Annotated in this window: 14 protein-coding genes, 1 tRNA gene and 1 pseudogene; 3 read left to right on the top strand and 13 right to left on the bottom strand. The window is 56.9% G+C overall.

What is annotated here, in order from left to right; all coding sequences use genetic code 11:
* The first annotated feature begins 474 nt into the window (after positions 1–474).
* Positions 475–3,477 carry a calcium-binding protein gene (locus KHP60_RS25515; protein ID WP_213565327.1) on the top strand — a complete coding sequence of 1,001 codons (3,003 nt, stop codon included), beginning with the start codon at positions 475–477 and terminating at the stop codon, positions 3,475–3,477.
* A gap of 279 nt (positions 3,478–3,756) precedes the next feature.
* Here the strand turns inward: KHP60_RS25515 and KHP60_RS16045 are convergent, their stop codons facing one another.
* The 12 genes and pseudogenes from KHP60_RS16045 to KHP60_RS15995 form a co-directional block, all read right to left on the bottom strand.
* Positions 3,757–7,491: an EAL domain-containing protein gene (locus tag KHP60_RS16045; protein ID WP_213565326.1), complete on the bottom strand. Its 3,735-nt coding sequence runs from the start codon at positions 7,489–7,491 to the stop codon at positions 3,757–3,759.
* A 310-nt stretch (positions 7,492–7,801) separates the two neighbouring features.
* The gene (locus KHP60_RS16040; RefSeq protein ID WP_213565325.1) at positions 7,802–8,101 is read right to left on the bottom strand and encodes an SH3 domain-containing protein; all 300 of its coding nucleotides are present in this window, start codon (positions 8,099–8,101) and stop codon (positions 7,802–7,804) included.
* A gap of 34 nt (positions 8,102–8,135) precedes the next feature.
* Positions 8,136–8,393, bottom strand: a complete 258-nt coding sequence (locus KHP60_RS16035) for a hypothetical protein (protein WP_213565324.1) — start codon at positions 8,391–8,393, stop codon at positions 8,136–8,138.
* A gap of 11 nt (positions 8,394–8,404) precedes the next feature.
* Positions 8,405–9,934, bottom strand: coding sequence for a serine protease (locus tag KHP60_RS16030; protein WP_249688836.1), 1,530 nt, complete (start codon positions 9,932–9,934; stop codon positions 8,405–8,407).
* Between the two features lie 35 nt (positions 9,935–9,969).
* Positions 9,970–11,031, bottom strand: coding sequence for a hypothetical protein (locus KHP60_RS16025; protein WP_213565323.1), 1,062 nt, complete (start codon positions 11,029–11,031; stop codon positions 9,970–9,972).
* Between the two features lie 11 nt (positions 11,032–11,042).
* On the bottom strand, positions 11,043–12,119 hold the full coding sequence (locus KHP60_RS16020) for an ATPase (protein WP_213565322.1): 1,077 nt from the start codon (positions 12,117–12,119) through the stop codon (positions 11,043–11,045).
* Positions 12,120–12,565: 446 nt separating this feature from the next.
* Positions 12,566–13,030: a thermonuclease family protein gene (locus tag KHP60_RS16015; RefSeq protein ID WP_249688834.1), complete on the bottom strand. Its 465-nt coding sequence runs from the start codon at positions 13,028–13,030 to the stop codon at positions 12,566–12,568.
* A gap of 215 nt (positions 13,031–13,245) precedes the next feature.
* Entirely contained in the window at positions 13,246–13,842 is a 597-nt protein-coding gene (locus tag KHP60_RS16010; RefSeq protein WP_213565321.1) for a hypothetical protein, read from the bottom strand.
* Positions 13,839–15,278: a hypothetical protein gene (locus tag KHP60_RS16005; protein WP_213565320.1), complete on the bottom strand. Its 1,440-nt coding sequence runs from the start codon at positions 15,276–15,278 to the stop codon at positions 13,839–13,841. The genes KHP60_RS16010 and KHP60_RS16005 overlap by 4 nt, the downstream gene beginning before the upstream one ends.
* A gap of 178 nt (positions 15,279–15,456) precedes the next feature.
* Positions 15,457–16,407: a tyrosine-type recombinase/integrase gene (locus KHP60_RS16000; RefSeq protein ID WP_213565319.1), complete on the bottom strand. Its 951-nt coding sequence runs from the start codon at positions 16,405–16,407 to the stop codon at positions 15,457–15,459.
* Between the two features lie 207 nt (positions 16,408–16,614).
* A pseudogene (locus tag KHP60_RS25870) lies at positions 16,615–16,779 on the bottom strand (DUF6538 domain-containing protein); the annotation flags it as partial.
* 98 nt (positions 16,780–16,877) lie between these two features.
* A tRNA-Ser gene (locus KHP60_RS15995) sits at positions 16,878–16,967 on the bottom strand.
* A 208-nt stretch (positions 16,968–17,175) separates the two neighbouring features.
* Between KHP60_RS15995 and KHP60_RS15990 the strand changes: the two genes are divergently transcribed.
* The gene (locus KHP60_RS15990) at positions 17,176–17,496 is read left to right on the top strand and encodes a PetM family of cytochrome b6f complex subunit 7 (RefSeq protein WP_213565318.1); all 321 of its coding nucleotides are present in this window, start codon (positions 17,176–17,178) and stop codon (positions 17,494–17,496) included.
* A gap of 84 nt (positions 17,497–17,580) precedes the next feature.
* Entirely contained in the window at positions 17,581–18,240 is a 660-nt protein-coding gene (gene msrA / locus KHP60_RS15985) for a peptide-methionine (S)-S-oxide reductase MsrA (RefSeq protein WP_213565317.1), read from the top strand.
* An 80-nt stretch (positions 18,241–18,320) separates the two neighbouring features.
* On the opposite strand, the gene mepA is transcribed toward msrA, so the two are convergent.
* On the bottom strand, positions 18,321–19,232 hold the full coding sequence (gene mepA / locus KHP60_RS15980) for a penicillin-insensitive murein endopeptidase (RefSeq protein ID WP_213565316.1): 912 nt from the start codon (positions 19,230–19,232) through the stop codon (positions 18,321–18,323).
* Positions 19,233–19,497: the final 265 nt, after the last annotated feature.

Raw genomic sequence — 19,497 nt, 5'->3', positions numbered from 1 at the left:
GAGCGCTCTCCAGCATGTTGATAGGAGCCGATAATCCCCGGCGTGGAGTTGATGGTGGTGCCGTCGAGGTCAACGAGGATGTCAAACACGATAGTTCCGTAATTGGGCTTGGAGGCTGAGGTTATGCGCTCCTCATAGCCACTGAGGAGCAGAGAGCTAAAGCCCCAGACTGACCTCATACTTCTCCCTAAAGCAACCTAAGGGCGATGTGATATAAAGGTACACATATGCCTTTGGTTAATTAAGTACATCAACCTAACATATGTTAGAGAAAACATTCCACGAAACTTGCTAGAAATGTGTCCGATCTGCGGCAGGATTCTGCCATAGATCAAGGCATTGATTTAAGTGATGTTACATCAATTGGTAGTTTTGATTTGGCAGGAACCTATGACCTGCCTGCTCTAATGAGCAGCTACCAACGATCACCGAAAGATGCCCGGCGGCTAATGCAAACAAAGTTCAGGGGCGAGCATGTACGACAAGACAATCAATAGTGAGTTTGACGGTCAGAGTCTTAGCGGCGATGACTACATGAGCCCGCAGAATACACTGTATGTAATCACTCATAACAACGTTACAATTTACGATAATGGCGGAGTTGACGGTATCCAAACTTCTCTGAATACCTATTCGCTCAACAATATGAGCCCCACCGGAACACTGTATACAATCGAGAATCTGTCGTTCGTCGGGATTGGCAACTTCATTGGGAGTGGAAATAGTCTTGCCAACAACATTCTTGGCGGCAATGGCAACGATACTCTTGATGGCGGCTATAATAACAGCAGCTATCCAAATGGCACTCCAATTGCTGATACGCTCGCAGGCGGCTTAGGCGATGATACCTTCATCGTTGATGCAAATACGGTCGTAGTCGAGGATCAAGGGGCTGGTGTAGATACGATTGTCTTTCAGTCGATGATGGGACCTTTGCCGACATCGGCTTATACCATGGCTGAAAATGTTGAGAATTTAACTCTCGGCAATGGCACGATGTCTTTGTCAAATTTCCATGGGATTGGGAATGACCTCGACAACGTTTTCCTGTCCCTCAACACCTACAACAATCCTTTGGCGAACACACTAGAGGGTGGCGCTGGCAACGATACTTACAAGGTCAGTTCCGACACTATCGTTATCGAGAGTGCGAACGAAGGAATTGATACTGTCATCCTGACGAGCGTCTATGCGCCGTATGTTCCCGTTACCGATCCGACTCTTCCTCCGCCTCCGCAACCGCAGCCGAGGTATGTACTTGGAGACAACATCGAGAACCTGACGTTTTCGGCAATTTCAGTGCCGGGACCAATGACATTGGTCGGGAACGACATCGATAATACCATCAGAATAAGCTCAACGGTCGGTGGCGGGGCATTTACTCTCGATGGGGGGGCAGGAGCGGACACCCTCATTGGTGGAATGGGAAGTGACACCTACATTGTTGACAATGTTGGGGATGTTGTGACGGAAGCTGGTGGTCAGTGGATGGGAACTGACACAGTTGTTACGAGTCTTGGCCAATATGCCATCGGCAACGGTATCGAGAGACTTGTATACTCCGGAAACGGCAGCTTTGTCGGCCATGGCAATGAGCGCGACAACACCCTCGTCGGCGGGAACGGGAACGATTCTCTCTACAGCGGGGGAGGCAGTGATTATCTCGAAGGCGGCTCCGGAGACGACCTATACGTTGTTGTTATCAATGGTGGCGAACTGAATGGCGGGGCCGAGATCACGGAAGATTTCAACGCTGGCCACGACACTGTTGAATTCGTCGGTGAGGCATATGGTCATAACATTTGGCTGAACGAGCACATCGAAGACATCAAATTCTCCGGAACCGGTGACATTGGCATCACGGCCAACGATCAGAATAACGTGATCACGACCGGCAATGGTGAAGATTCGATTGATGGCGGACTCGGCGCGGACATTATGAAAGGCGGCAATGGCAACGACGTTTACCGTGTCGATCACGTTGGTGATCACATCGTGGAAGTTGCTGCGCAGGGTGTCGATACAGTCAGATCGTCAATCCAAGATTACAAGCTGGGCAGCAACCTAGAGAACCTCATTCTCGAAGAAAACGTCACCAACGATGGTGTATCGGTCGGCCTCAATGGCGACGGTAATGACTTGAACAACGCGATCTCGGGCAACTATGCCGACAATATCCTCAATGGGTTCGCCGGAGACGACTTCATTGAAGGCAATGGAGGCAACGACCGGCTCGACGGTGGCGCTGGCAATGACGTTCTTCGTGCTTTTGACGGCGACTCTGAGGTCTTCGGCGGCAGTGGCGATGATCAGATCAATGTCGGCAACGGCAACTTCCTGATCAACGGCGAGGATGGGAACGACATCATAGTCGTCGATTACACCACTCAGCAAAACCCCGGAAATGATCAGATCAGTGGTGGTGCTGGCGACGACTACATTGATGCCAATTGGGGCGATGACTCCATTCTTGGCGATGATGGCAACGATGATATCCGCGCTGGCGGCGGCGACGATACCGTCTATGGTGGCGAGGGCAACGATGCCATCCGTGGTGGCAGCGAGAATGACCTCCTCTACGGGGGGGCTGGCTCGGACACTATTGACGGCGGTTTGGACAACGACACCATCGACGGCGGCGAGAGCTTTGACTACTTGAACCTCTCTGGTGCTCGGACTGACTACATGTTCAAGCTGAACGGTGATGGTTCAATCACAATCCGGGATACTTGGACCTTCGATGGTTTCGAAGGCGAAGATATTATTCGCAACATCGAGTCGATCCACTTCCGCGATGGTCTGCTGAGCGTAGCAGACCTCCTGAAGATGCCTGAGGGTCAGATCACATTCCCGCAGGGGCCAAAGGGTGACCCAGGACCTCAAGGGCCAACGGGACCGCAAGGCCCCCAAGGGCCAACTGGACCGCAGGGACCGACCGGACCGCAGGGTCCACAAGGGCCGACTGTGACGGTTACAGTGGCCCCTTCGATCCAAGGAGATTCGACGCCGTCCAACGACCTTATCACGGGTACTGATGGCAATGATGCGATCCGTGGCATGGGCGGCAACGATTCAATCGTTGGCGGAGGCGGAAATGATTGGCTCTTTGGCGGAGCCGGTAAGGACACCCTGACTGGCGGCGCTGGTAAAGATGTCTTCTTCTTCGACACCAAACCAAATAAGTCGTCCAACATTGATAAAGTCACAGACTTCAATGTGAAGGATGACTCAATCTACTTGGAGAACGCCATCTTCAAGACGATTGGAAAGGGTTCGACAGCGAAGCCCGGAGCACTCAAGAGCGGCTACTTTTATGCCGGGACCAAAGCCCACGATAAGGATGACCACCTGATCTTTAACAGTAAGACGGGCGCACTGTACTACGACGCAGACGGCACCGGTTCCCAAGCTCAGGTGCAGATTGCAACCCTCTCGAAGAACCTGAAAATTACATACAAGGACTTCTTCGTGATTTAACTCAAACAGAGCCACCTGGAACTCCAGGTGGCTCTTCTACTTACAGGCCGCCGGTCGCACGATTGAAGCGGTGATCGAATGCCTTACAGGATATGAGAGTGTCCTTTGCTGACGCCGGGGCCAACTGTCCATGCACTGGTGGCTGCACACCCTATCCGAGGTTTGGCGCTCCTCATCGACCACCAACAGGTAAGCAGGGAAAGCTTAGGTCAACTTCAAACTTCGTTTTAATCTGAGTTGTACGAGGGGCAGTATCAAAAGGTGCCCTCCCAACTTGCATCACCCCTCCACAACGATCAGCCGCTTCGCTGGCACCAGACGGGCCGACCAGCCTCCCAAGAAGTCTGGCACCTGGGCGGCTGCCATGGGCTTGGCATAGAGGTATCCCTGACCATTAGCGCACCCCATCTCTCGTAGCCGCTGCGCCTGCCCGAGGGTCTCGACGCCCTCCGCCGTAACCTTTAAGTTCAGGCTGCGCCCGAGACCGACCACCGCTGTCACGATAGCCTCATCATCCGGGTCTTCCTCAATGTCCTGCACAAAGCTGCGATCCACCTTGATATGATCGACCGGGAACTGCTTCAGGTGGGTCAACGAGGCATAGCCAGTGCCGAAGTCGTCGAGAGCGATCTGGACCCCTCGTGCCCGGAACTTCTCCAGAGACGAGGAGACCGCGTCGGTTTGCACATCGAGCAGGACCTTTTCCGTGATCTCGATCTCGAAGTGCGTTGGTGAGACCTTCGCAAGATCGAGGATACGAAGGATGTCCTCAGCCAAGCCGGGTTGAATGAATTCCACATGCGACAGGTTAATTGCCACGTGGCCGAAGCCCAGGCCTTTGTTGAGCCACCGCCGCATGTCCGAGGCGACTTTGCCGATCAGGCGCTTGCCGACCAAGGTGGCAAGCTCAGGGTCGTCAAAGATGTCCCCGAAATTAGCGGGCGTCAGAAGGCCTCTGATCGGGTGCTCCCAACGGGCGAGGGCCTCAAAGCCAACGATCTCTCCTGTCGAGAGACAGACCTTCGGCTGGTAGAAGGGCTTGATCTGATCGAGGGTGACCGCCTCTCGCATCTCTCGTCTGAGAGCGGTTCGCTGCTCGGTCGCAGCGCGCATCTCCGGCGAGAACGTCACAACACGGTTCCTGCCTTCGATCTTGGCGCGATACAGGGCAAGGTCTGCATCCTTCGCCAGATCGGCAGCTTCGGCCGCATGGTCGGGGAAGGCAGCAACCCCGATGCTGGCGCGACTGGCGATCATCTGGCCCGCATAGGACACAGGTTGGCTCAACTTTTTTGTGATGCCCTCGGCCAGCGTCGCCGCAAGCTCCAATGAGGAGCCCGCCAGCAGAACGACGAACTCGTCGCCGCCAAGCCGGGCTACGGTGTCGCCGTCTCTTGCCACAGCAGACAGCCGGACAGCAGTTTCCTTCAGCAGAGCGTCTCCGGCATCATGGCCGAAGGAGTCGTTTACATCCTTGAAGTCGTCCAGATCGATGACCAGAAGGCTGAAGCTGGTGCCATGTTGTTTGGCGTCGGCAAGACCCTGCTCCAGCCTCTTCTGGGCCAGCATGCGGTTGGGCAGGCCTGTCAGGGGATCATGATTGGCGATCCGCCAGATTTCCTCCTCAGCCAGCTTACGGTCTGTGATGTCGAATGTCACACCGATGACCCGATTGCGTCCAGCGCGCTCGCCTCGGGTTCCAAGCCACAACGCCTTTCCGCCTGGAAGCATGTAGCGGAACTCCATCGTGCCGGAGCCGCTCTCCAGGATACGGTCGAGAAATTGCTCACGCAGATGCTGATCGTCAGGATGGAACCGCTCAACGAATTCGGAGATCGGACCAGAACCAATTCCGAGCCACTCGACTGTGTGCTGCGAGCGGGTGACATGGTTCGTTATCAGGTCCTGCTCCCAGGCGAACATCCGACCCGCCTGGAAAGCGAGGCGGAGACGCTCCTCGCTGGCGCGAAGTGCACCTTCTGCTTCCCTTCTGGCGGTTATGTCGGTGTAGGTGCGGACTGCGCCACCATCAGGGAGTGGTACCGTCCTGATTTCAAGAACAGTGCCGTTTTTCCGGGTTCGCTCGTAGATGCTTGGATCGGAAAGGAAGCCTCCGGTCTGTGCTGACTTCAGAAGCTCATTGTCTTCAGGGGCGATATCCCCCATGCGCTTCTGGACTGCTTTTACCTCCTGAACGAGAGGGCCATCTTCCATGAACTCAGACGGCAGATCGAGGAGGTTTAGAGCGCGTCTGTTATAGACCGTCACCCTGTCGACAGCATCCGCCATGATCAGGCCCTGGTCCATGTGCTCCAGAATCGCTTCAAGAAGCGCCGCCTTCTCAGCAAGTTCAGCTTCGGCGCGCTTGCGCTCAGTGATGTCCTGGACCGTTCCGATCTTTCGAATGGGCTGATCATTCTCATCTAGGGCATCGCGGCCAAGTGCGGCAATCCATCTCTCCTCTCCAGCCCCTGGCGGAATGATGCGGAAGTGGTCCTGATAGGTTCGTGCTCCATTGGGAGAGCGCCGGGCAAACCACTTTTTGACGCGGTCGCGGTCGTCAGGATGAACGCACGGCAGGAACGTCTCGGATGTGATCGGAGAATCGGCTGCGATGCCCAGGATTTTTCGGGCCTCCGGGGTCCATTGACGTTCACCTGTGACGAGGTCGATGTCCCAGATGCCGAGAGATGTTGCTTCAATTGCAAGCCGGAGCCTTTCTTCACTGGCCCGGAGCCTGTCCTCAGCCTGCTTCCGGTCATGAACGTCGGCTAGGGTACCGACCCACTCTCGAACACTGCCGTCCGCGTTGAGCAGCGGAACGCCTCTGGCGCGGACCCAGCGGTATTCCCCGCTGCTGTTGCCGAGGCGAAACTCGTTCAGCAGCAATTGGCAATCGGCGCGAGCTTGATGCCATACGGCTGTCACCTGATCCCGATCATCCGGGTGAACGGCCTCCAACCAGCCGTGTCCTTCGGACCTTTCAGGTTCCTGTCCGGTGAGTGCCTTCCACTGAGGGGAACCATGGATGATGGAACCATCCGGCCCGGCGCGCCAGACAAGTGCGGTGCTCGCCTCGATCAAGGCGCGATAACGATTCTCGCTCTCAACGAGAGCTTCTTCGGCTTTCTTCCACTCGTGGATGTCCGTATTGGTTCCGTACCACCGTCTTACCTGCTGTTCATCATCGAATACGGGGTTGCCTCGGGACAGAATCCAACGGTACTCGCCCGAGTGGTGGCGCTGGCGGTAACGACATTCGTATGGCTCGCCCGTCTGGAGAGAATGCCGCCAGAGTGCTGCGACCTGCTCCCGGTCTTCGGGATGAATGAGGTCGGCCCAGTGGTTCGCCCCGGCGGAACCGGGCTCCATCCCGGTAAACTCGTACCACCGTCTGTTCTTATGATCGGAGCGCTTGTCCGGGCAAGCCGACCAGATCATCTGCGGCAGTGCGTTAGTGAGGGTTATCAATTCCCTTTTGTGCTGCTCGAGGACCTTGTTGATCCTTCTGAACTTAAGGTGGTCTACCACGGTACCCGCAAGAGCAACCAGGGTCTCTGTCTGAAACGGCGTGAGACCGCTAGGACGGGGCGTGTTGTCGAGGATGCAGAGTGTGCCGAGGGGTAGGCCCTCGTCCGTCACAAGGGGAGCCCCGGCATAGAAGCGCACGTGCAGGTCGCCTGTGACCAGAGGGTTACCGGCAAATCGAGGGTCGTTGGTGGTATCGGGAACGACGAACACGTCTGACTGGAGGATGGCGTGGGCACAGATAGCCATCTCGCGCGGGGTCTGCTGTAGCCCGTTCAAGCCGATCTCGCACTTGAACCACTGCCGCTTCTCATCGACGAGGGAGATGAAAGCAATTGGAGCATCGCAGACGTGGGCGGCAATCTTTGCGAGATTGTCGAAGGCAGCCTCCGGTTCGGTATCGAGAATCTCATAAGTTCGAAGAGTGGCCAGACGATCTGACTCCGTCCAACGAGGGAGGCCACTCTCGGTAACAGGCGGCGACATGAGGGCTTGCCCAATAGAACAACGTTGCTTTCATTTTGAGCGGTACGATACTTCAAAATGCTGAACGACGAACTAAGGGAATGCCGCAGTTGCTGAGGGTGCCTCGGCGGGGGCGGACCTTGGATGCTATGTGATCTTCCAGACGGGACGTTTATCCTTCACGACGCTCACCCCGCCTCTCGGCCACTCCGTCCGGCCCTCCAGTGAGACACTGGCTGCTGTGCGATGCATCACACCGGAGCCTTCCTTGATCGGAGCGATCTGCTGATCGGGGGCAAGTACCGCAGCGTGATTATTCTGCGGCAGCCTCCTACTCAGACATAGGCCCGCCGCGCCGGACCTCGCGCGACAGGAAGGCCGTATAAGTCCACCCTTCAACACCATTGTATTGAACGAAAACCCAGTTGCCTTCTCGTTCACCAGTTGTCGCAATGCCGGTACCGTCGGGTGGGATCACCCCGACGATCCGGCTCTGGTTCGTCGGGAACTCCCGAATGTTGAGAACATCGTTCTTGCGAACTCCCATGACTCGGAGCGTGGTCTGTGCCAAGGCAGGCTCAGACGCAAACAGGAACAGGGACAGGGTACCAGCAGCCATACACTTGAACATGTTTTCTCCACGGATTGAGGGGTGGGGCCGCAAATTACTCTGCGGCAACCTGTTCGATCTGGCCCCAACGGCTGTTGAAAGCCCAGGCGTCTTCCTCGTTCACGAAGGCAATCGCCACTTCCTTCTCGCCTTCCCGCACTTGGGACAGGGGCGTGTTCTCCTCCAACCAGGACCGGACCTCGCGATGAAGAACGACGCGGTCGTGGTCGATGGACGAGGGGAATGTCACGAGGGGATCGGACCAGCCGAGTTCGGCGACGAATGACCCGTCTTCGTGCTTACGGATGTACATAGGCTATTCTCCTATTTGCAGACCACCATCACACTGACCTTCTTTGCCCGCTCTGCGATATCCTCCGGCTTCATCGGATTCGTGTTAGAGGACGCCACAGCATACTGGACCCCTTTACTTTCGAGGAAATTCGCCGCCACGCTCGTCTTGATCGCGAAGTTGATGTTCTGAGGCAGGGTGTCAGTCACTTCGAGCATGCGCTTGGCATCCATCATGGCCACCACAACGCCGATCACATTTCCACTGGCATCGAGCAGCGGACCACCGCTGTTACCGCTCTGGACCGGGGCCTGGATTTGTAAGTGACGGGTATCGTCCCGTAGACCGGCCAATGCCGTGACGCTACCTAGCGTGAAGTTGCCTGAACTCGCCAAGACCTCCGACAAGGGATACCCGAACACAGCAACCGATTCACCGAGACGGGCATTAGGCCGCAAGGTTGCAACGGTGCCGGGAACGATGTTGGCTTGAAGTAGGGCCAGATCGTTGGTCGGGTCGGTCCCAACAATCCTCGCCGGAGTAGGTTGGTAGTCGTCGGAAACCACCGCCACGTTGGAGCAGCCGTTAATCACGTGGTTGTTGGTGAGGATGAAGCCGGAGTTCGTGACGAAGAAGCCGGTCCCGGACTTCACGCCGCCCGCGCCTTTCTCTGCCTCAGCCTTTGGAGCTTCTTTCGGAACAAGGCGCTGCGCCGGGGGATTGGCTGCTTCCTGGACGACTGTGGGAGGCGTAACAAAGGGAGCCCCGTTGGCGACCGCCCACAGGGACGACGATACCAGGGTCACGATCCGCTCACCGTAGATTTTCGCGCCGTCGTCATTCCAGGCGAACGCGAAGCCAAGCAGGCCGGTGCCATCAAGATGGTAACGTATGTAGCGGGTGATACCGTCTTTGTAGACGGCCACGACAAAAAAATCCTTCTTCAGGACCTCGTAATGGACGGTTGAACCATCCGCGACCGCCTGTTGCAACAGGTAGTCATGAACCTGCTTAAGGCCAACATTGCCGAGGTACTTGTAGGCCATGAACACCCGCTTCTGCGGGTCATTGAATTCGTAGCCTTCGCGAGTCCGGTTCTGAGTGAGCCCTAAACCCATCGGAACCCAGATCGGAACGCCCCGATCCGGATGCGCGATCTCTTGCAGACCCCAGAGGCGCAGGTTCGGCTCGGCCTCTTTCGTCAGCACAGCGATCTGCTCGTCCGTCAGCATACCGGCGATAGGAAAACCATGATCGGCCTGGAATTTTGCCATGGCGTCGTATAGCCGGTTACCAAAGTCTTGGTTCGGTACACCGCTCCAATAACCATCTGCCGTCAAATAGACCTGAAGGCGAACCCGTTGGTAGGGATCGAGTTCTTTCCAATCGAGCGCAGCATCATTAAAATAGGGTCGATCTCTGCCCGTCTGTGCGAGGGCTGGAACTGTCAGTAAGGCAGCGGCAATGGCGGTAGCGAACACGCGCTTCACGATCTGTACCTTCTGCATAGAAAATCGATAGTCCGCCCGGAAGCATTTCCGAACCGACATGTTCAAGTTCATTCCATTCACCATCAGCAGCGTTGCATGGTGCGGGATCAAAGGACCTTTCGCTGAACCGGGTCCATCCGCAGTCGCTCATTGACCACGGGAACCTTGGGGTCAGCCTTAGGAGGCTGCGCCGGGGCCGGTTCCGTGATCGGTTGCGGCCTCGGGTTCGTGGGCGCGAACGTGGTCATGCACCAGTTCTGGATCGAGTCAGGGTAGGTGTCCTTGCACCAGGAGCGCCAGTCCGCAGCGGTGGCCGTTCCGGGAGGAGGCATCGGACGGCTCAGTCCCGTCTTCGGAGCAGGCCCGGTGACCGCAGGCGTGGAGACGGGCGCGTTAGCCGTCATCTTGGTCGCCGAACTGTCGAACCAGCGGCAGAACCGTGCGGCGTCGGCCTTGTTGACCATATCACTGGAGCCAGGGATCAGAACCCCGTCTTGGGCGAGATTGATCTTGGTTTCCCCAACGCCAGGGTTCGACTCGATATAGTAGCAGTACTGCTCGGAGGGCGCGTCGTCCCGGCTCGACTGATAGTTCCAGCCGGTGTGCACGGTCCCCTTGCCGTACTGGGCTCTCGTGAACCGCGTGAACTCCACGACCTCCTTCAACTGCTCCGGCGTCGGGTTCGAGCCATAAAGCTGGCGCTGGGTCGGCTTGAAGGTCTGGTCGGTGCTGCTGACCATGGCCGGGCCATCCTCGACGCGCACCGTGCCGCCCGGTTGACGAGCGACGATACCACCGGGCTGAAGGGCAACAGTGCCGCCGGGCTCCACCTTCACGGTCTGGCCATTGGCATCGAGCAGGACCATCTCACCGTCCCGCAAGGAGACCTCGCCTTTAGCTTCGACAGTCACTTTCGACAGGACCTGCGCGAGCGTGTCGGCGAGCTTGTCGGCGGTCGAACTCACATCGGCGTAGCGGGCATATCCCCAGAAGCCGAGGCCGACACCCAGGCCGAGCAAGGCCAGGAGCACTCCTGCCCCACTGAGCCACCAGAGCCCGGCCTTGGCGTTCAGGAGGCGGGATTCGGAGCGGAGGCGGTTGTTGACCATCTCCGCCGCATAGGCCTTCTGCTCTTCCGTGCCTTCGAAAACGTAGTTTGGTGCGGACACGAGGGCCTCTCTTATGCGACTTTGAGGTTTGAAGTCGCTTGAGGAGAGGGCTCGGGCTTCTTCACTCCATCAACTACAGAATCGATAGCCTTCTCCACTACTACTTTGTGGAGGGGGTCAAGAACATACCGGCCACCAGTCAGCGGAACACCGCTGCGGGCGGCCTTGACGGCAGCGACCTGGGCGATCTTCTTCGGCTTGATCCGGGTGACGGAGCCCATGGCGAGCAGCGTGGAGGCCAGAGAGGCGCAGATTGCCGGGACGAAGACGAACAGGCGCAGGAAGTTGAAAAGCTCGCCCTCGGTCACATCCGCCGGGTCCTTGGCGAAGAACATGCCGGTGAAGGCGTGAAGCTGCGAATGGGCGATGGCGTCGTCATAGACCTTCCTGGTAGCAATGACGTTGGCATCGACCTCTTCCGCCGTTCCAAGGGCTTGCAGGTTCTTCTGGGCCTGATCGACATCCAGGCGGGCTGCCGTCACCGAGCCCTGCTGGTCCGCCATCTGACCACGAATGGCCTTGGAGGCTGCCGACTCGGGGCAGGGAACCGTGCGGGTGCCGCGCTGGGTCTTGCCGTTGCGATCCCGGTAGGTATAGGTCGTGGGGCACATCTGGACCTTGCCGGTATCTTTCAGGGCATCGACCTGCTTGGCCGCGACCTCATTGGCAGAGGTCAGGGACTTGTTGGCCTGATCAAGAACCTCCTTACGGGCGGCATACGCACCCTGGAAGGCATTCTGCTTGCCCATGGCCTCGTGATAGTCGTGGCGGGCCTTGTTCACGTCCATCATGCGGGGCCGGAACATCATCTCGCCCAACTGGGACAGGCTCTTGGTGGTCACGGCGCTCGCGCAGAGGATGCCGATGAAGAACAGGAGCTTCAGGAAATAGTTCGGCTGCGTCCGGACCAGGATCGCCAGCGGGACGCGGGTCAACTCGACCACGGCGTACCCGATGGGAGCCAGGAACATGAAGCCCATCAAAACCCAGTCATTGTGGCCATACTGGATGGCGAACAGGACGGCTCCAACCAGGGACAGGACGATCACAATCCCTTCGCTGACGAAGGCGATCCCAAGATACTTCATGTTGATGCGATAGCCACGAACTTCATCGCGAGCTTGTTCTGCTTGCTCACGAGGACTCACTTGTACTGTCGTCTCAACCATGGAGTCTCTTTTCTCTTGGACGGGAAAATATGACTTATAGCGTTGCCTTTGTCATGGATTGAAGATGGTGAAATCATAGCTCTTTGGTAGATATCTAAAGTGTAGGTCACGCCTTGTGGCAGTCACCTCGCAATTGTCGATATGCCTGAGTCAACTCCTGCCGAGAATTGAGATTTATAGAGACGGCTTGGGTGATCTTGAACTGTGCCAGAGCTTGGCTGGCCTGTTCGATCCTATCGATGGCCGCCAGTGTTTCAACTGCACCCAAGCCGGATCAATAAGTTCGGATAGTGCGGGCTCAACTCCGCTGCTCACTACCGCCGGACGCAGGTGGCATTGCCTCTAACTATTTGATTATGTGCAAGTCAGCGTCGTCCCTTGCGCCACTCTGAAGGCGGCACGAAGGTTCCAGTCCACATTCCCGCTCGGACACGCCGCGCGGTAAGTTCGTCCGGCACATAATCCTGGCTGTACTCTTGGTAAGCGATGGCCCATCCTTGCTGGACCATCCATAGGTTCATATCTTTCCCTCGGGCATAGCAGACCGCGACCACCCGACCATACCGGTCGGTGTCGCGGGGCTTACAGGAGACGGTCGTCCGACCAATCCAGTCGGCCAATGCAAACGCTGCTTTCTGCCCGCAGCGATAAACTCGCCTGTTTGCATCCTGACACGTTTGGCCACTCTCCGGCGCATCGATCCCGTGTAGGCGGATGCGGGATTTACCAATCTCGATAGTGTCACCGTCGATGACAGTTGCCTGACCGGTGATCCGCTGGGCGAAAGCAGGTAATGGAATAAGAAGCAGACATATGAGTAGGCGGCGCAACAGATGACTCCAAATAGTCGATCAGACAGTCCTGTCGTCGAAGCAGAAATTAGTTGCTAAAAATAGCCTCCATGCGAGTCTCGTCTCATCCGAGACCATCATGGAGCCTGCTATTGGAACCAAACACGGCGAGCCAACATCTTCGACCCCGTTCCTTTTCCGGTTGGCCTCTGAGCATCGCCGTCGAATTGGATACGAAATATCCAAATTTCCTGTCATTCACCTTCTGCACATCCACCCTCCGGCGGCAGGCCATCTTTGCGGCCCTGGCCGTCCTGACCCGAGACGGTCCTGATCGCCTTGCCTCCCGTCTCCAGCCCCTTGCAGCCACTGGTTCTCATGTCTGCAATGATGACCCGCACGGGCGAATTGCCAGTGCCTTGATGGCCTCTCATCGGGCGAGGGAGATTGTCTGGAGCGTCTTCGGAACAGTCCCAGAGGGTCTTCTCGGTGTTCTCAATCGGATCGGCGATAATCCGCTCCCTAATCCCGATCTCTACTTTACCGTGTTCGAGACTTTTGCCGACCCGCAGCACAGCGTAAGGCGTGATGTACTGCGTCAGAAGTCCGGCCCGATCAATGCAACCCAGATTGAGATCATCCAACATCTCGATCCAGCCTTGGTTCATGAGCATATTCTGACGCGCCTCCAAAGCGTCTCTGATGCGAAAGATGCAAATGCTGCCCTCACTCTTATCCGGAACACCGTTTCGTCGGCGACTGAGGAGGCCATTCGGCAATCTGTCGAAAATTTCAATCGCAAAACTGATCTTGCGTCCTTTTTTTCGCGATGGATTCAGAAGATGGATCATCCTCCGGCATTCCTGCTGATCCCCGAGAACGATCCGGATATTGTGGTAATGACCTCCGGCGACGATATTGCATCTCTTGGACGGCGCTTCAGAAACTGCGCGACAACACGTATCGTACATGCGGACTCTTTTGTTAGGTGGATACCACTAGCCTTTTCCGCCTCAGTCGCACTGATGGTCATGAGTCTGCCTGATACGCCGGATGGGATTGGTTCACTCTCAACAATGCCAAGACCAGCAGTCTTCAAAACCTCACTGCCAACTGCAATCGCTAAAACAATTTGGGCGGGTAAAAGAAGAGCGGCACCGACAAGCAGAATAGCGCAGTACGCTGCAAAAATTATTCCGCCAACGTCAGCTAATAATATTCCCCAGTATATTATGTAGTTAAATATAGCGAGAATGAATAAGACAGCGGACTCAATGACGGGTATGCTGCTATGGCTGGAAATATCAACGCTTATATCAGTATAATTTTTATAGAAGTCATAGATGTTATTTATATTTTGCAATACATTGGGTAAAAGTAAAATGGCAATGATTCCAATGATAATGAGTTTGGCTCTCTTACCAAAATGTCTCCTTTTGATCGATCTATAATATATTCCGACTTTATAGAAGGGGGAAACTATTCCGCGCATGATGACAGTTTCTGAAACAAACAGCAAAAACTGGGAGGTGGCAATCGAAAGACTCGCTTCGTCGAAAGTTCCTCGCAATGCGAGCAGATTGTATTTCTGAATAGGTAGGGCTCGCTTGATTGATAGGCTGTCTGTATATCTAAGCTTCTTAATATAATTCTTTCGATACATTCCAATTATTATAATTGGCAAGTAGACAACGATAGCTACAATCCAGAAAAATAAGAATGACAATAAAAAGCTTGTAAGCAGTGTCGTTTCAGCGGAATGATGTATATAAACCCAAATCGCCGTAAACAAAGCTACTGCGATTGGCCCATACTGGAGTAGCATATACCTAGCTACCATCACGAATATAGGATCATCAGCAATAAAAATTCTCGTGAAAGGAGTTGCGAGCGTTATAATTTCTGGCAGAGGGTCGTCTGAATTGGCTAAAATATTGCAGGCCGAGATGGCAACTGTACCTCCGTGGCTGTGTGCAATGACAATGTGGCGGGCATTGGGTCTTTCGCGAAACCAGAGCCTCAGACGTTCAGCAAGCTCAATGGCTGCGGTCCGACGTGAAAGGAAAGAATTGTTTCCACTCCAAGAGAAGGGAACCCATACGATGGGGCTGTTGACCTGACCGATTATATCTTTGCAGAAGCCTGACCCTTCTTCGAACCAGGACGGCTTGTTTCGTGAACTTGCGCGACTGCCGAAGATGCGCCTACCGACATGGCGAACAAACCCATATGGCCACGTCCCATGAACAGTATGAACAATGAGATCGTCATCATGAATTTCGGCCATGACGCACCAGTTGTCGTATGCAAGGAGCTTCAAAGGTAAACTTATACTGATCATTGCGGGCTGGATAGCTGACACTCAAGGTGTAAATACTAGAAGTTGTAAGCCGCAGGCGGTGTAAGAGCGGAAAAGAGTATTGGGATCGGACGCTCGCATGGTGTGACGGGGCAGTCGCACAGCATCAGCTACGAGTACGTTCTCCTGCTAATACGGCGATGACTTCGGTTTCCAAAACGAGATCGAGCGCATCGATGGCGGAACGGAGTTGGGCGGGGACGAGGCCCGACGAATACACAGCCAAAGCCAAAGTCGGCTTCACGTGCCCCATCAACTCCGCAATTGTGCTCGTGTTTACCGCATGGGTTTGTGTTGATGCCCGTTCGAGGTATGTGGCGAACGTCCGCCTGAAACTATGGAAGTCAACTGCCTTGTCAGGCCCGAGAGCAGTCTGCCGAAAGGTGGCAAACCGCTTCGCGACAATCCAACTCCTTTTAGCGTCTGGCCCTGCGGGGGTAAGGCCAGAGAATAACCATCCATCTGAAGTGCTGCTCAGACGACGCTCTATGATTGGCCATCCAAGCTGATGGACGGGCATGACTCGGCGGGCATTCTCCGTCTTTCCGCTAGGAATCTGAAAGGCTTTCTGAGATGTCAGCACATCATTTGCATGAATGTCGCAAAGCTCCCCAAGGCGACATCCTGTCAATAGAGCCAGTCGTTGCAAGTCGGAGATTATCCGCCCGTAGCGCTCACCCACGATATTTTCTGGGGAGGATTTAAAGAGCGCGCAGAGTTCGTCGCTGCGGTAGGCGCGCTTTCTCTCCGTGTTGCGCTTGGCTCGTGCGGAGAAGGAACCTTGGCCTATCCATGGGTTTATCTCGACGAATCCCCGCTTTATGAGCCAGCGCCACATAGACGAAAGGGAACTTATCTTCCGGTTTATGGTCTTTTGGCCTGAGCCGGATACCATTAGGAAGTTGCTCACAAACTCACCCGCCGCCCTTCGGTCTACACTTCGGATCGACATGTTTCCCGAACGGAATTTCACAAACTGACTGATAGCTGCTCGATGCTGGGCAATGGTTTGACGGGTGTGCTCGTCCCTCATCTCTTTCAACCATTGCTCCATCATGGCTGTGATGGTGAAGTCAATGTTCAGGCGCGAATGGAAAGACTGTGACCGACCTCTCCTGGGGCTGCGTATGCCAGGACCAGACAGAGCGGGCCTTGAGATTACTGGGTCTGGAGGTTCGAGGGCACCGTCGGGACCGATGAGATGAGCCGCCCAGGCGGGCGACCAACCGTCTGAAACGGTTTGTGAGCCAATCCAGCGCCATAGCTCGGCCAATGCCACCCACCGCCGTTGCTGCGCCACAACCGCATCTTTCGTATCGAGCGACCGGACGAGATGCGTCTGACCGACCACTGGAATCAGATGGGCTGGTACGCGAAGGCGCACGAACCACCATCCTCGACGACATTGAAGGTAGTCCGAGCGACCCACTCGGCTGCATCCTGCCTGTCAGAGCGGTGACACGGTGTCACCACCTTCATTCAGGTCGCCGATAAAAACACGGTTGATTTCAGTATGTTAGGAATAAATGGCGGAGGGAGCGGGATTCGAACCCGCGATACGGTTTCCCGTATACACACTTTCCAGGCGTGCGCCTTCAACCACTCGGCCACCCCTCCAGCATGAGCCTCTCGGGCTCACAAACCTTCAAACTCACCGCGCGACACGGGTCGGTCAGGTTCGCCGCTTGCGTCTGCGGAGCGCCCGTGTATCGCTAAATCGGGGCAAAAGGCAAGACCGAACTTGTGACGAACTAGCCGGAATCGCCTTTGCCATTGCGACAAAACGCTCTAGATAATCCCCCTCTGTTCATAGAGGTGTCTTTCCTTGAAGTTTCTAGCGCGTAGCCTTGGCCTCCTGCTGATCGCGGCGGGATTTATCGGGTTGGTGATCGATGGAACCCGATCCATCGTCAACAATGCTGTATCGTTCGCCTCCATCGGAAAAGTGGGCGGAACCTTCTTCCCGAGCGGAATGGCCGGGCTTGAGGGAAGCATTGCGCAGCGCGGCTATCCCTGGCTGTGGGATCCGATCGCGACTTACGTCCTGCAGATGCCTGCTTCGGTCACGGGCTTCCTGGTGGGGGCGCTGCTGATGTGGCTGGGCCAGAAGCCGCTGGAGCCGATCGGGTACCTCGCGGGCCGCTGAGCTTTTCACGGGAAGGTGACGGCCCGGACACTCCCGAAACTGCGAGGCAGTGCTTACATCAGCGAGGTCACGCGAGGGATCTCCATGTTCAGCTTCCGCAAACGACTCGATCTGCCGACTGCCGCCGAGGCTCTGCCCGGCCGGACCAGCGCGATTCCAACGGCTGAGCGGCATTTCATCAACGACCGTCCCCTTCAGCCGCCTTATCCCGAGGGCATGGGAAAGGCCCTGTTCGGCCTCGGCTGCTTCTGGGGCGCGGAGCGCAAGTTCTGGCAGCTGGGTGACGGCATCTGGATCACCGCTGCGGGCTATGCCGCCGGCACCACGCCGAACCCGACCTACGAGGAAGTGTGCTCCGGCCTGACCGGGCACAACGAGGTCGTGCTGGTGGTCTACGACCCGAAAGTGATCTCCTACGAAACCCTGCTGAAGACCTTCTGGGAGAACCACGATCCGACCCAGGGCATGCGCCAGGGCACCGATGCGGGCACCCAGTACCGCTCCGGGATCTACGTGTTCGACGACGAACAGAGGAAGGCCGCAGAGGCCTCCAAAGCGGCCTACGGCCAGGCTCTGGCCGCCAAGGGCTATGGGCCGGTCACGACCGAGATCCTCGATGCGGGACCGTTCTACTTCGCTGAGGACTACCACCAGCAGTACCTGGCCAAGAATCCGAACGGCTATTGCGGCCTCGGCGGCACGGGCGTGTCGTGCCAGATCGGCGTCGGCGTGGCTGCCGAATAAGGACCGAGCCGACTTTCAAGCAGCGTCAGAGGGCGGCTTGCACCCTTTCGGGTGCAAGCCGTTTTCGTTTCAGAGCCGTCTCAAGGCGCATTGAGCACGCCGCGGCACTCGTTCGGCAGCTGCGCCAGGGTCAGCGGCGGACGGGGCTTGCCGGGCTTCGGATGCAGCATCTGCGGCGTGAACCAGGCGTCGAGCTCGGCGCCGCAGCCGTCGCCTCGCGGCGGCGGATCCTGATCGGAACAGCCCGCTTCGCCCGCCGGGCAGGCGAGGCGGATGTGGAAATGGTAGTTGTGGCCCCACATCGGCCGAACCTTCGTCAGCCAGGACCGGTCCGTGCCCGCTTCCCGGCAGAGCGCCCTCTTGATCGCCGGGTTCACGAAGATCCGGGCGACGCTTCGTTCCGAAGAGGCTGCACGGATGAGCGCGGTGTGCTGCGGCGTCCATCTGGCGGGATCGACGTCGAGCCAGTCCTCGCGCACCATGTTGGTGGCCGACATCTCCTCGCGCTCCGCCCGCGAGAGGCGGCGATTGGGCATGGGCGTGAGCCAGATATCCGCATCGAGGCCGACCTGGTGCGAGGCATGGCCCGTGATCATCGGCCCGCCGCGCGGCTGGGAAATGTCGCCGACGAGAAGGCCGGGCCATCCGTTGATGCCCGGAAGCCGGGTGGCGAACCGCTGCAGGAAGCCGATCATCTGCGGATGGCCCCAGTTGCGGTTGCGGGACAGGCGCATGACCTGCCAGTTGTCGCCATCGATTGGGATTGCCGCCGCGCCCGCAACGCAGCCGCGGGCATAGCTTCCGATGGATCGCGAGCGAAGATCGGCCGGCGTGGCGCGCCGCCCGAACAATTCCTTCGCGGCCAGCCTGGGATCGTTCGGGTTGGCGAGCGGCGGCAGCGGCTTCGGATCGAGGGTGCCCTTATCCTGAGCGGTGGCGGAGCCGCCGATGAGAAGAGCGAGCGTGATGGCGAGAGAGCGAATCGGGATCATGGAGAAAGGCTAGCCTGCAACCGTCGACTTCGGAACGTGCCGGATGCGGCCATCTTGTCGCTCTTCGACGATCCACCGGAAACCGGAACCCAGGGCACACAAGCCTTCCGTAAGCAAACTTCGGGTGGCATCCTCCTCCCCCGTCATGGCCGGCCTTGGGCCGGCTGTCCCGATACTGAACGGCGCTGCGCTCAAAACAATCGGGAGCACCGGGACGAGCCCGGTGATGACGTCGGAGGGTCCGAGGGCTTCGGAGCCTGCTTCG

The sequence above is a fragment of the Microvirga sp. 3-52 genome, assembly GCF_018383585.1.
Taxonomy (GTDB): domain Bacteria; phylum Pseudomonadota; class Alphaproteobacteria; order Rhizobiales; family Beijerinckiaceae; genus Microvirga.
Note: the sequence above shows the minus strand (reverse complement) of the source record. Positions and strands in the feature narration are given on the sequence as shown.

Bases quoted from the DNA above. Each gene is read 5' to 3' on its own strand.
- KHP60_RS25515 (WP_213565327.1), top strand. From the start codon at position 475: ATGTACGACAAGACAATCAATAGTGAGTTTGACGGTCAGAGTCTTAGC.
- KHP60_RS16045 (WP_213565326.1), bottom strand. From the start codon at position 7,491: ATGTCGCCGCCTGTTACCGAGAGTGGCCTCCCTCGTTGGACGGAGTCA.
- KHP60_RS16040 (WP_213565325.1), bottom strand. From the start codon at position 8,101: ATGTTCAAGTGTATGGCTGCTGGTACCCTGTCCCTGTTCCTGTTTGCG.
- KHP60_RS16035 (WP_213565324.1), bottom strand. From the start codon at position 8,393: ATGTACATCCGTAAGCACGAAGACGGGTCATTCGTCGCCGAACTCGGC.
- KHP60_RS16030 (WP_249688836.1), bottom strand. From the start codon at position 9,934: ATGAACTTGAACATGTCGGTTCGGAAATGCTTCCGGGCGGACTATCGA.
- KHP60_RS16020 (WP_213565322.1), bottom strand. From the start codon at position 12,119: ATGAAGTATCTTGGGATCGCCTTCGTCAGCGAAGGGATTGTGATCGTC.
- KHP60_RS16010 (WP_213565321.1), bottom strand. From the start codon at position 13,842: ATGATCCATCTTCTGAATCCATCGCGAAAAAAAGGACGCAAGATCAGT.
- KHP60_RS16005 (WP_213565320.1), bottom strand. From the start codon at position 15,278: ATGGCCGAAATTCATGATGACGATCTCATTGTTCATACTGTTCATGGG.
- KHP60_RS16000 (WP_213565319.1), bottom strand. From the start codon at position 16,407: ATGATGGAGCAATGGTTGAAAGAGATGAGGGACGAGCACACCCGTCAA.
- msrA (WP_213565317.1), top strand. From the start codon at position 17,581: ATGTTCAGCTTCCGCAAACGACTCGATCTGCCGACTGCCGCCGAGGCT.
- mepA (WP_213565316.1), bottom strand. From the start codon at position 19,232: ATGATCCCGATTCGCTCTCTCGCCATCACGCTCGCTCTTCTCATCGGC.